At 29.4% G+C, this 12,890-nt stretch carries 10 protein-coding genes; 6 read left to right on the forward strand and 4 right to left on the reverse strand.

The window, feature by feature from the left end; all coding sequences use genetic code 11:
- Positions 1-16: 16 nt before the first annotated feature.
- From CC87_RS05375 to CC87_RS08680, 6 genes are all read left to right on the forward strand, one after another.
- On the forward strand, positions 17-1,480 hold the full coding sequence (locus CC87_RS05375; protein ID WP_038056928.1) for an NADH-quinone oxidoreductase subunit M: 1,464 nt from the start codon (positions 17-19) through the stop codon (positions 1,478-1,480).
- A gap of 13 nt (positions 1,481-1,493) precedes the next feature.
- Positions 1,494-2,945: an NADH-quinone oxidoreductase subunit N gene (locus tag CC87_RS05380; RefSeq protein WP_038056929.1), complete on the forward strand. Its 1,452-nt coding sequence runs from the start codon at positions 1,494-1,496 to the stop codon at positions 2,943-2,945.
- 239 nt (positions 2,946-3,184) lie between these two features.
- On the forward strand, positions 3,185-4,705 hold the full coding sequence (gene fliK / locus CC87_RS05385; protein WP_038056931.1) for a flagellar hook-length control protein FliK: 1,521 nt from the start codon (positions 3,185-3,187) through the stop codon (positions 4,703-4,705).
- A 12-nt stretch (positions 4,706-4,717) separates the two neighbouring features.
- Positions 4,718-5,374 carry a flagellar hook assembly protein FlgD gene (locus CC87_RS05390; RefSeq protein WP_038056932.1) on the forward strand — a complete coding sequence of 219 codons (657 nt, stop codon included), beginning with the start codon at positions 4,718-4,720 and terminating at the stop codon, positions 5,372-5,374.
- A 2-nt stretch (positions 5,375-5,376) separates the two neighbouring features.
- Positions 5,377-6,765 (forward strand): flagellar hook protein FlgE, encoded by a 1,389-nt coding sequence (locus tag CC87_RS05395; RefSeq protein ID WP_038056933.1) that lies wholly within the window; start codon positions 5,377-5,379, stop codon positions 6,763-6,765.
- Positions 6,766-6,815: 50 nt separating this feature from the next.
- Positions 6,816-9,158, forward strand: a complete 2,343-nt coding sequence (locus CC87_RS08680) for a flagellar hook-basal body complex protein (RefSeq protein ID WP_051920628.1) — start codon at positions 6,816-6,818, stop codon at positions 9,156-9,158.
- A gap of 38 nt (positions 9,159-9,196) precedes the next feature.
- Here the strand turns inward: CC87_RS08680 and CC87_RS05405 are convergent, their stop codons facing one another.
- The 4 genes from CC87_RS05405 to CC87_RS05420 are packed head-to-tail and all read right to left on the reverse strand — an operon-like array spanning position 9,197 to position 12,836.
- Positions 9,197-10,984: a hypothetical protein gene (locus CC87_RS05405; protein WP_038056934.1), complete on the reverse strand. Its 1,788-nt coding sequence runs from the start codon at positions 10,982-10,984 to the stop codon at positions 9,197-9,199.
- A 2-nt stretch (positions 10,985-10,986) separates the two neighbouring features.
- Positions 10,987-12,000 carry a prepilin-type N-terminal cleavage/methylation domain-containing protein gene (locus CC87_RS05410; RefSeq protein WP_038056935.1) on the reverse strand — a complete coding sequence of 338 codons (1,014 nt, stop codon included), beginning with the start codon at positions 11,998-12,000 and terminating at the stop codon, positions 10,987-10,989.
- Entirely contained in the window at positions 12,001-12,375 is a 375-nt protein-coding gene (locus tag CC87_RS05415) for a prepilin-type N-terminal cleavage/methylation domain-containing protein (protein ID WP_038056940.1), read from the reverse strand.
- Positions 12,366-12,836, reverse strand: a complete 471-nt coding sequence (locus CC87_RS05420) for a pilus assembly FimT family protein (protein ID WP_038056943.1) — start codon at positions 12,834-12,836, stop codon at positions 12,366-12,368. Before CC87_RS05420 ends, CC87_RS05415 begins: the two co-directional genes overlap by 10 nt.
- Positions 12,837-12,890 lie beyond the last annotated feature (54 nt).

Here is a 12,890-nt window from a genome sequence, read left to right on the forward strand (position 1 = left end):
GAGTGGAGGATAAAGTATGGATTTATTGAATAACTTACTTTCCTGGATATTGTGGTTTCCACTTATTGGAATTGTTATAATATTTTTAATCAACAGGACAAATGAAAAGGCTATTAAATGGGTAGCTTTAATCACTATTTTAATAGATTTCATTTTATCTTTAATTTTACTTTTAAATTTTAATTTTTCAGATCCTGGATTTCAATTTGTAGAGAAGAAAAAGTGGTTAGATTTTCTTAATTCTTATTACTTTTTAGGAGTAGATGGAATAAGTATTCTTTTTATACCTTTAACCACTTTAACCACACTTCTTTGTATATTAATCTCTTGGAATTCTATCAAAAAGAAAGTTAAAGAATTTCATTTAGCTTTGTTATTTACTAATATTTCTATAGTAGGAACTCTTTGTGCTTTAGATTTGCTGCTTTTCTATATCTTTTGGGAAGCAATGTTAATTCCTATGTATCTTATTATAGGTATTTGGGGAGGTCCAAGAAGAATTTATGCTACATTAAAGTTCTTTCTCTATACCTTTTTTGGTTCTGTTTTTATGTTAATTGCTATTATTTATTTATATATAAAATTTGGAACTTTTGATTACACATTGCTTTTAAATAAAGGATATTCTTTTGGAATTGAGAAATTATTGTTTTTAGCTTTTGCTTTAGCCTTTGCTATAAAGATTCCTATGTGGCCTGTCCATACATGGCTTCCTGATGCTCATACAGAAGCTCCTACAGCTGGTTCAGTTATCTTAGCAGGGATTTTAATTAAGCTCGGAGCTTATGGTTTCTTAAGATTTGTTTTACCTATGTTCCCACATGCTTCAGCTTATTTTACTCCTTTGATACTTACACTTTCAGTTATCGCTATTATATACGGAGGTTTAGCTTGTTTAGCTCAAGAAGATTTGAAAAGACTTATTGCTTATAGTTCTGTAAGCCATATGGGATTTGTAACCTTGGGTATATTTTCTCTTAATCCCATAGCTATGAAAGGTGCTATATTACAGATGATAAATCATGGTATTGTTACTGGTGCTTTGTTTATGTGTGTAGGTGTAGTCTATGATAGGACCCATAGTAGAGCTATTAATTACTATGGTGGTCTTGCTACAACTATGCCTTTATATGCAGCTTTGTTTATGATATTTACTTTAGCTTCTATTGGACTTCCAGGAACTAATGGTTTTATAGGAGAATTTTTAATTTTAGCAGGAACTTTCCTTAGCAATAAAATAGCTACTACTTTTGCTGCTTTAGGAGTGATCATAGGAGCTGGGTATATGTTATGGCTTTATCAACGTGTATTTTTCCAAAAAGTTAGTCCTAATGTGAAAAATTTACCACCTTTAAAAACAAATGAACTGGTTGCTCTTATTCCAATGGTGATTTTGGTTTTCTTAATAGGTTTGTATCCTAATCTATTTTTAGACTTTATGAAGACTTCTGTAGCAAACTTATTAATGAATTTTAAGTAAAATGGAGGAAGGAATGGGTATTACTTTAAACTTTTCTGTAATTTTTACAGAAATTATTTTCATTTTAATTTCTTCTTTAATCTTTTTAACAGATAAGTTTATTAAAAATAAAAATTATAGTTTTTATATAGCTTTTATTACTTTAATTGTAGGAATTTTTTTAGCTCTATTTACTCCTTTTGGGAATTTTACCTATGCTTATCAAAATGATTTTTCATCCTCTATTCTTAAATTATTTGTTTTATTTGGTGCAATTTTAATTACTTTAATTTCATACAATTATTTGCAACATTTTAAAGCTTTAAATTATGGAGAATACTACGGACTTATACTTTTTTCCTTGGTAGGTTCTTTTATAATGCTCTCTGCTATGGATTTATTAACTATTTATTTAGGTTTAGAATTGATGAGTTTTCCAGTGTATTTTTTAATTGCTTTGAATTACGCTTATAATAAAACTTCCTTAGAGGGAAGTTTAAAATATTTCTTAATGGGATCCTTAGGCTCTCTTTTTATTTTAATTGGTTTAGGATTGGTTTATTATTTTATAGGAACTTTCACTTTACCTGAAATTTCTCATAAATTAATAGAAGAATCTATTAATAATAAAATTCTTTTATTAGCCTTTATTTTCTTTCTGGGAGGTTTTTCTATAAAATTATCCTTTGTTCCTTTCCATATGTGGGCTCCTGATGCTTATGAAAGTGCTCCTGTTCCTATTACATCATTTATAGCATCAATAATGAAATTTACAGCAATGGCTACTTTGGTAAAAATAATTTTAATTGGCTTTAATCCTTTAAAAGTTCAAATAGGAGAATTGCTTATACCTATTATACTTTTAACTATTTTAATTGGAAATATTATGGCTATAAAACAGGATAATATAATAAGAATGTTAGCTTACTCTTCTATAGCACATGCTGGTTATGCAGGTTTAGGATTAATAAGTGGAAATTATGCAGGTTATAGTTTTTCTATCTTTTATATGTTGGTTTATTTAATTATGACTATAGGAATTTTTAGTGTTCTTGTATTTTTAGCTAATTATAAAAAGGATTTATTAAATATTCCTAACATGGCTGGACTTAGCAAAAATTATCCCTTTATTAGCTTTTTAATTCTTATTTTTATGTTTTCTTTAGCAGGTGTTCCTCCTACAGCTGGTTTTATGGCTAAATTTTATGTATTTCTATTTTTAATAAAAGCTAAATATATTTGGGTGGCTCTTCTTGCTATCTTATTCTCAGTAATTGGTGCTTATCCTTATTTAAGAGTTCTAAAAGTTATTTATATGGATGAGAAAGACATATCTTTTGAATACAAATATGGTATAACTTTTCTAATTCCTGTTTGTCTTACAGCCTTTTTGGTTATTATTTTGGGTGTATACCCTCAAGTCTTGACTAATATCATCTATAAAACTATTTATCTTTATGTCAATCTTTTCTTTTATCCTCAGTAATTTTTAAAAAACTGAAAAAAATATTTTTGATCTAAAAGCCCCCTAAAAGGGGGCTAATTTTAATTTTTAGCTCTTTTTTTATTTAAACTCAGGGAAAAATTTTCCTACTCTATTAGTTTTCCTGAAAAAATTTTTTCATTTTTGATCCTTCTTAGTTTTAAATTCAGTTGATTATTCTGATTTAATTTTGGGTATATTTTTTGATTTAATTTTAATAAAAAGTTCGGGAGGACAATGAAATGAAGGTTTTTAATTTGAATAAAACTTTTTTAAGTGGAATGGGTCAGAATATTGCTTTTGAAAATTTACAAGATTTACAAGTGTTTCAGATAATTTTATTAAATTTAATAAGTAATTTAAATAGTAATTTTTATTCTGATGAATCAAATCGTTTGCAAGGTTATGATTTATTATCAAATGATTTAAATATAAATAAAAACTTAAAAGAAAAAGGATTAGATGAAGAGATAAATCTTTTGGTAAATATTTTCATAAACTGGTTTTTGATAGGAAAAAATGGTTCAGAATTTTCCGACTTTAAAAGTTTAGATGGAGAATCTAAAGGTATTCAAAATAGCTGGCTTAAAAATATAGAATTTATTTCAGAAAGTGAATTTTTAAATTGGATAAAAGAAAAATTAAATGATATAAATAATTTATATCAAAATAGCAGGGTCTTACAAAATAACGATTTTTTAGAAGAACTTGAAAAAATTATAAAAGATAACTGTAAAGATATTAATTTTAAAACCTCAGAAAGAAATATAAAAAAAGATGCTAATGCCAATGTAAAAAATCTTTCATATTTAAAAATAGATTTACAAAATTTAAAAAAATCTTTGTTTGATTTTATAAGAAAAGATGAGGAAAGAAAAAAGGTTTTAGAAGAAATAATTAAGGAAAATTTGAATAATGATTCTGCTTTAAAAACAGTTTTAGAGAAATTGACGAGGTATTCCAAAAATATTAATTTTCAACAAATTTCTGATGATGGATTAGATCTCAAAGAAGATATAAAGTTATTAAAATCTAATTTTAAAAAATCTAATTTAAATGAGCTTAATTTTTTTCAAGATGTTTCTAAAAAAGAACTTAAAAATTTTCATAATTATAAGAATAATTTAGTTGAATTAGAAGATAATATAAGACCAAAAGATGAAGTATCAAATTTATTTAAAGATTTATTGAGACACAAAAAAATAGATCACCAAACAGGGTTTTTAAACAAAAGTGAGATATTTTTAAAATTTAATAATATTTTATTAAATCAACCATTTCAATTCAAGTTTGATGATAAAGTTATAAAACTGGATAAGGTAAAACTGATTGAAGATTCAAAAATTTCAAATGAGTTTTTACAATCTATAAAAAATATAACTTTGGAAACTTTACCTGAAGGAGAAAAAAAGGCTTCTATAAAGCTTGAACCTCCTGATTTAGGTTCTTTAGATTTGGAAATCAAAATAAAGGATAAAGATGTAAAGATAGTTATAAGAGCAGATAAAATGGAAGTTTTAAATGAACTGAAAAATAACATTCATCATATTAAAAATAGCTTGCAAGAAATGGGGTTAAATCTTAAGGATTTTCAATTTTATTTAGGAAATAGCATGGATAATGGATATTTTAAAAATTTTGAAAAGAAGAGATGGAAATATTTTGATAAGGCAATAAAACAGACTAAAGAAATTACAGAAGTGGAAGTAGATCCAAAACAAATGTTTATAAATAGAAATGGGAAAATTTATTATATTGTTTAATAGGAGGAAAGAATGATAAATCAGATAAATGAGAAAACTAATCAACCTGCTAATCTTGAAAGAGTGCCTAAGAAAGTTTTAGATAAAGAGGCTTTTATGAAACTTTTTATAACTCAACTTCAATTTCAGGATCCTATGAAGCCTCTGGATACTGATCAAATGGCTACTCAACTTGCTTTATTTAATCAAGTAGATCAGCTTTTTAATATTAATGATACTTTAAAGAAATTAGAAAATAGTTTCAAATCCTTGGATTTGACTTATGCAACAAGCTTAATAGGAAAAAAAATCAAAATTAATACCAAAATAGGAAGAGTGGAAAATGGAGAGTTTTTAGGAGGTGAATTTAATTTAGATAATCCTGTTAATAATGCAGAGATTGTTATTAGAAATAGTGAAGGAAAGGTGGTGAAAAGGATTCAATTGACAAATCTTCAAGCAGGAACTCATAAAATAAATTGGGATGCAACAGATAATGAAGGTAATAAGGTTAAGGATGGTAATTATATGTTTTCTATTATTATTCCTAAAGGTAAAACCACAACAACAATTACTCCTACCATGATAGCTAAAGTAACAGGAGCAAAACTTGGTGATAAGCCTCAGATAATTATTGATGAAAAAGAAGTTGTTAATTTAGAAGATATAAAAGAACTATTTGGAGGTTAGGTATGGGACTTTTTGGAAGCATATATACAGGGTGCAGTGGGGTTTATGCAACTTCTATAGGTATGAAAGTGATTGCTGATAATATCTCTAATCTTAATACTACTGGATTTAAAGGTAGCCGTTATGAATTTATGAATGAGCTATTAAGTTGCACACAAGAGGTTTTGGAAAAGGAAAAAGGGTTAGGGTGCTTTATTAAAAATATAAGAACTTTATATACACAGGGAGGAATTACCACTACAGATATTTCTACAGATTTAGCTATTTCAGGAAAAGGATTTTTTATAGTGCAAGATAAAGATGGAAATATATTTTATACCAGAGATGGACAGTTCTTCATAAATGAAGTTGATGAGGATCATTTAGCTTTACAAAATAGCATGGGGATGTATCTTCTTGGAGCTGATCCTACAGCTACTTCAGCTAACCTGGATAATTTACAGCCTTATCTTATTCCTAAGGTTATGGATGCGAAGGCTACATCTAATATCAAAGCCGAGCTTATATTAGATAGTAGAAAATCTGTAAATGATCAGACTTTAATTGATAAATATGATGCGCAGAGTAATCCAGAAGAACCTATTGGAAATGGAAAATATGATTGGGTTTTTAACTGGTCTATATATGATAATAAAGGAGATTCTATACCACTAAAGTTATATGTAGATAGAGGAAACACATCAAATAGTTATGAAATGCTTCTTGCTCTTGCAGATCCTTCTCTTGATGGAAGAGGAAATGGCAAATTTAAAGGAGCTTTTTTATATGGAAATCTTACTTTTGGAGCTTCTGGAGATATTGTATCAGCTGATTTTTCAGAAGTGGGAGTAGATGGAACACTAACTCCTATAGATCTTACCCAAACAGGTAAACCAGTGTTTAATTTAAATATAAATGGAAATAATCAATCTATTACTTTAGATTTAGGATTTACTGTGAATTCTGATAGTTCTATAAAAAGAGAATCTGGTGTCATAAAGATGCTTGCTAATCCCTTTACACAACTAAGCTTTAATCAGGATGGTTATCCTCAGGGAATTTTTGATAGAATAGAAGTTATTACAGAGGAGGGATTAATTCGGGCTTGGTATACCAATCAAAAGACTATAGATGTATCAAGGATTTTTCTTGCAGATTTTTCAGGATATGAAGATTCCTTAGATAAAATAGGAGGAAATCTATTTAAGACTAAATCCGAAGCAATCCCTTTTATTTTTGCACCGGGTTCAGGGACAAGAGGAAGACTTTTATCAGGAGCTCTTGAAACATCTAATGTAGATTTAGCTACTGAGATGGTTAATTTAATAACACTCCAAAGAACATTTCAAAGTAATATAAGGGTAATTAATACAGCATATCAAATGTTGGAAGATTTTTTAAGTAAAGTATAATTTAAGTTTTTGTTATAAAAAACCGAAAATAAATAAAGGGAGGTGATTATATGGGGTTAACAGATGCCCTGTTTACAGGAACAAGTGGTCTTAGAGCTTTAGGACATGGAATGAGTGTTATTGGTGATAATGTTTCAAATCTCAATACTACTGCCTTCAAAGGAGCAAGAATTACTTTTAGTGATATTATGGCTCAGAGTATAAATACCGCTGCAGGAAGTGGACAGCTCGGTAGAGGAGCGGGAATACAGGCACTTTATCAGCAATTTACTCAAGGAGCTTTTGAATCAACTGCTAATCCAACAGATATGGCTATTGCAGGAGCAGGATTTTTCATGGTGAAAAATCCTCAAACTACTGGAGGAATTTATTATACCAGAGATGGACAATTTGTAGTTGATAAAGATGGATATTTAGTAAATCCCCAGGGTCTAAGAGTACAGGGATGGAAAATTGATGAAACCACTAATGATATTACAGGAGCTTTAACCGATATAAGAATTGATAGAAGTTCTCCTCCAGTAAAAACTACAAAAATAGATATGATTACTAATTTAGATGCAAGAGAGGAAACCAGAACAAAAATCGTTAATGTCAGAGGAACAATTAATACCTCAGATACTAATCCAGATAGTTACGATTTTGTTATTAGAGATATAGATGGACAGGATGTTAAATTGCGAATCACACTTGGATATGATTCAGCAAAAGGAACATGGACTTATACTATAGAAGATATTACTGATATTACAAATCCAAATGTTTTATCCCAAAATACAATAGGAACTACTTCTACCCAAGCTACTATAACTCTTTCAACTACACAAGAACAGGTAATAATTGACTGGAGTGCAGTAACTCAGGATAATGCCAATCCTACAAGTTTAAATATTGGAGAAAAGAGTACAAAAAGAATAGAAACTGTTGACCCAAGTGTTACTTCATGGGCAGATACTTTTACTTATGCCTCAGGAGATACTTGGTATTGGAAAGATATAGATATTAAAGATGCTAATGGAAATCAGCAAACTATTCGTTTATTTATAAAACAATCTGCCAGTGGGTCTACATGGGATTATTATGTTTTTCAAAATCCAACATCTACAACGCTGACTGATACAGCTAATACTCCAGAAGATGATCCAGTTAATGGAACTTTACTTGCTAAAGGAACTAACTATGATATTTCCAAAAATGGTCCGGTAAACTTTTTTCTTAATGGAACTACCGAGAAACTCAACTGGGACTGGGATTCAAATAGAATAAATACTGATGGAAGTAATGATTATAGCTATGAGTTATATGAAGATGGGAATGATGATAGCTCTTATTCTCTTTATGAAGTGGTAGATATGCCTACTCTATTTAATTCTTGGAATGCGACAAATGATACCCCTCTTCAATCTACAGCTTATACTTATCGTTCTACACTTTTTGTTTATGATTCTCTTGGAACACCGCATGAAATTACTGTCTATTACAATCCTACTACCCGAGATAATGTATGGGAATTTCTGGTAACTTGTAATCCCTCTGAAGATCAAAGAGATTTTTTAAGAGATGATAATCCTATGCAATGGTATGATCCTGCTACTGACTCAAGAATAGAAATTGTTTCTGGGAAGACTTTTACTCAGACTAAAAAGGGGGTTTTAATGTATGGAAGACTTGAATTTGATAATCAAGGTAATGTAAAAAAGTTTTACGATACTTACAGAATTGATCCCAATACAGGAGATTTGGTTCAAGTTATTGATGTGAATGGAGTGCCCTTAGCTTCTCCAAAAGATAAATATAATGCTCTTGGTTCTAACGGATATCCTTTAATGATAGCAGATTTTCTTGGAATAGATTTTCCTTATGATGATAGAGCTCCAAATTCTAATGATCAAGGTCAAGCAAAAAATGATGTTCAGCAAATAGAGCTTAATTTTGGGTATTATTATAAAGATACTTGGCGTTCAGAATCAGTTAGAACTACTCAGTATGCTACTTCCAATGCTACACTTTTTTATGATCAAAATGGTTTTGGCCCTGGTGCTCTTGAAAGTATAAGTGTGGATAATGAAGGAAGAATTACAGGTATTTACTCTAATGGTAGAGTAATTCCTCTTTGGATGGTAGGACTTGCTAATTTCAATGCTCCAGAAAAATTGCAAAGAGTAGGAGGTAATTTATTTAAAGAAACAACTCATTCTGGTCCTCCTGTTACAGGTAAACCTGGAACCAATGGGCTTGGAACGATTGCTCCAAATAGTATAGAGCAGTCAAATGTAGATTTAGGAGAACAATTTGTAAAGATGATAATCTTTCAAAGAGGATTCCAGGCAGATGCCAGAATTATCACTGTTTCTGATAGCATGCTTGAAGAATTGATAAACCTTAAGAGATAATAATCAACAAGGGGGTACAAATTCCCCCTTGATTTAAATCAATAAGATGAATGAGTAGTTTGAATAATTTGTATTCTTGGCATAGGATCATCTTTTATGCATTCAAATCTTCTTACAAACCAAAATTCTTGATTTAAAGTATTTATAATTCCATAATCAAAAAGTAAAGAAATATCACCTCCTATATTTATATTGAGAGTTTCATTATTGGGAAAATTTCTTATTAATATCCCTCTATAATTTTGTTTATTCACTCCATACCATTCTAAATATGTTACTCCTTCTCCAAAAAGGATACCATTGATATTAACAGTATTGGTAGAACCTATCCAGGTAGCAGAGTTCACCAAAATGATGAGAACAGGATTTTCAGGAGTTCCGATATTTACAGATTTTAAAGATTTACCAATCCAAGCACAGTCATATTGAGGCCACCAACCAATAGGATAACATCCTTTAAGAACTACATTATTGCTCCTTGGCCTATCAGCAAGTGTATAAAGATACAATAAACCTCCTTCTATATTTACTTTAACAAATGAACCAAAAAGAAATCTCTTTGCAAAAATATTTACTTTGTAAAGATTTAAATTACTTGCATAATTCTCTATATCTTTCTGGGTAATCAAAGTTGAATATGAAATGTAAGGATGTTTTATGTTAATATCTTTTAAAGAAATTACTCTTATATAAGATACATTATTCAAAGATACTTTACCTTTTGAATAAATAACAAAAGGATTGAAGCTGCTGTTAACATCAACTTCAGACGTGGTGTCATTAATTAAGGTTCCGTTTTCAGCACCACTTATGCTTATACCATTATTACTTGTAGTGTAAATATATATCATTTTAGAAGATTTTCCAGTTATATTTAGTTTTCCTGTCCCAGAGTTAATCAAAATTTGAGTGCAATTGCTCAAATCAATTGTTGAAGAACCTCCAGATACTATCATTGTTTTTAAATTAAGATGCAACTCTCTGTTTTCATTGATTTGACAGGAGGATGAAATATTGGGTATGTCAGGAAAATTGACGGTTAATTTTCCCATAACTGTATTGGCCTCATCAAAAGGAGGAATAGGGCAACTGTTTAATCCACCTTTGTTAAATGTTATATCCTGTCTTGCAGTACCGTTTTCCATCCAAAATGGATTACTTCCTAAACCCATAGGATAAGAAGTGCTATTACTTTCTTTTTCTAATATATTAAGAAGCTCGTAAAAGCAATTAGCATTAAAGCTCAAAGGTACAAGATCAAAAAAAGGGACTTTTTCTTTAACAGGTGGATTCCCAAAAACTCCTATGTTTCCACTTTGATCACAGGTTTTTTCATAAGTATTTACAATAACATTTCCAGAAGCAATAAATCCAGGAATGGAACAATTATTGGTATTATCACAACCAGAAATTAGACCACCCTGAATATTCGCATTAACTTCACCTTTTACAGTATAAGTTCCTATTCCATAAAATCCTTGTGTTGTTCCAACAACTACAACTTTGGAATTTCCCGCAAAAGCTTCGGATCTAACATAACATACCAGACCATTTCTTGCAGTTTTTACATTTATATTAATTCCATCTTTATTAATATTAAAACTCGCATTTTCACATATTCCTCCGGAATTAGTAATCCTTCTTACTGCTTCAATCATTCCATATTGTGCACCTTTTTGTAACTTATCAAATTTAGCTACAGATCTTGTTGAAAAATATCCATATTGAGTCATTAAAGCTAACCCCGCTCCTATAAGAGCAATGACAGCCATAAAAATGATAACTGTTATCAATATATATGCTTTGGTTTTCAATTTTTTTCCCATTATTACCTCCCAAAATACCTAATAATTCTTAATGTTCTATAATTTTTGCTTCCCTCTGGTTCAAAATTTCTAAAAACTATATCCATCTTAACTGAAGCATAAGGAAAATTTATGTAATCTGTAGAAGAAGGATCAATTTTGCTTATAGGATTTGCAGTATCATTGATTTCTGTATTGTTATATACTATAGAAACATGAAATTGAACTACAGGAGATATTTGAATTTCAGATTTAGTTGCATTGCATTGAGAAGCCATATCTGTTAAATCCATCATAAGCCATTTTATACTATCTTTTTCTTTGCAATACAAACGCACTCTTTTTGGGACCCTAACAATAATATCTCCACTTTCTAAAAGTAGCCAATTTTGTGGTTGACCATGTTGATTTTGTATATATCCGTTGTAAATAGTGGCATTTCTGTTAACTTCAGCATTATATTTTTGAAGATCACTATAGATAGAATCAATACATTCTGCATTTTGAGAAGATAGATCTTTTAAACCAAAAATAAGAACTTGAGATTGATTGTTCATATTTCTAAAAAATTTTCCATATCTTATTATGTGAAAACAATTGTTGTTATTTTCAGTTTGTAATCTACAGCTTACTAAATGTGCTTTTTTTGAGGTTACTCTGTTTACAATAGCCATTCCATAAAGATTTGCATAAAAAACTACCTCATCACAGGGATTTCTATGATGAATACTTATACAAAGAGTACTTGGTGGAGGATATGTATAGTTTCCTTGAGAGTATAAATCACAGGCTCTAATTTTTGAACAAATATTAGCATGTGTTGGATCATTACAAGGCGTTCCTGTTCCCCATCTGTTGAAAATCCACTCCAATTGAGCCATTCCTGCTCTCTGAATTTCAATTATGTCAGATGCAGATTTTGCAGGATTTTGAAGCCTTTGGCTAACAATGTAAAGAGAAGTTATAGCTCCAACTATGAGAATACCTATCAAAATAGAAATCAATAACTCTATTAAAGTAAAGCCCTTTCTATACATCTATTTACCATCCCAAAATTTGCAGATAAGATCTTTACTTGTATATTGAAAATTTTTATAACTCACAGTAAAAGTAACATTTTCACAATTGGCTTGCCAGGGATTTGAAGGAATAGGTATATTATTACAACTTTTATCTGCTTCAATATTAATAACTAATCCCCCACATTGAATTTGATTTAAATTGATTCCTGCTCTACAAGCTTCAATAGCAGAACTTTTAGCATTTATTAAACATTCCATAATGAACCTATCTCTTGTAGAAAAAAAAGCATAGGTGATAAGGTGAGTTATGCTTAATACTATAATAATCACAATAAAAATACTTATAAGTGCTTCAATAAGAGTAAAACCCTTTACATTTTTTAAAGACATGTACCTTCTCCTTTTTCAGTTTTTAAATATCCTTGTCCTACTATAATTCTATAGTAAACATTTAAATTACTGTTTGGGATACATATATTTCCTCCTGATGATATATTTAAGCCCCTTGGATCAAAGATAATTGTTCCGTTACTTATAATTTGAGTATGCTTATCTTCAGGTTTAACTACAAAAATTAAAGTTCCTATGCAAGGATTGTTCCCCCTTTCATATCCTGTGTCATAAAGTTTTAACTCGTTATTTTCAATACAAACTCCAATATTTGTTGTTCTTTCCATTGCCATCATTTTTGCTTTATTTATAGAATATTCAATTTTAATTACATCATTAAAATATTTATTAATTTTAAAAAATCTTTGTAAAGAAGGTATAGCTATACTTGCTATGATAACCATAATAGCTATAACTAAAAAAAGCTCAACTATAGTAATACCTGAATATCTTTCTCTCATATTTGTTATATTAAATAATTTTTTTCAATTTCCAAGATAATTAAAAATGAAAAT

It is taken from the genome of Thermodesulfobacterium hydrogeniphilum, from assembly GCF_000746255.1.
Taxonomy (GTDB): Bacteria; Desulfobacterota; Thermodesulfobacteria; order Thermodesulfobacteriales; family Thermodesulfobacteriaceae; genus Thermodesulfobacterium; species Thermodesulfobacterium hydrogeniphilum.

Coding starts and splice junctions, on each gene's coding strand:
- CC87_RS05420 (WP_038056943.1), bottom strand. CDS start 12,836: ATGAGAGAAAGATATTCAGGTATTACTATAGTTGAGCTTTTTTTAGTT.
- CC87_RS05380 (WP_038056929.1), top strand. CDS start 1,494: ATGGGTATTACTTTAAACTTTTCTGTAATTTTTACAGAAATTATTTTC.
- CC87_RS05410 (WP_038056935.1), bottom strand. CDS start 12,000: ATGTATAGAAAGGGCTTTACTTTAATAGAGTTATTGATTTCTATTTTG.
- fliK (WP_038056931.1), top strand. CDS start 3,185: ATGAAGGTTTTTAATTTGAATAAAACTTTTTTAAGTGGAATGGGTCAG.
- CC87_RS05390 (WP_038056932.1), top strand. CDS start 4,718: ATGATAAATCAGATAAATGAGAAAACTAATCAACCTGCTAATCTTGAA.
- CC87_RS05375 (WP_038056928.1), top strand. CDS start 17: ATGGATTTATTGAATAACTTACTTTCCTGGATATTGTGGTTTCCACTT.
- CC87_RS05405 (WP_038056934.1), bottom strand. CDS start 10,984: ATGGGAAAAAAATTGAAAACCAAAGCATATATATTGATAACAGTTATC.
- CC87_RS05415 (WP_038056940.1), bottom strand. CDS start 12,375: ATGTCTTTAAAAAATGTAAAGGGTTTTACTCTTATTGAAGCACTTATA.
- CC87_RS05395 (WP_038056933.1), top strand. CDS start 5,377: ATGGGACTTTTTGGAAGCATATATACAGGGTGCAGTGGGGTTTATGCA.
- CC87_RS08680 (WP_051920628.1), top strand. CDS start 6,816: ATGGGGTTAACAGATGCCCTGTTTACAGGAACAAGTGGTCTTAGAGCT.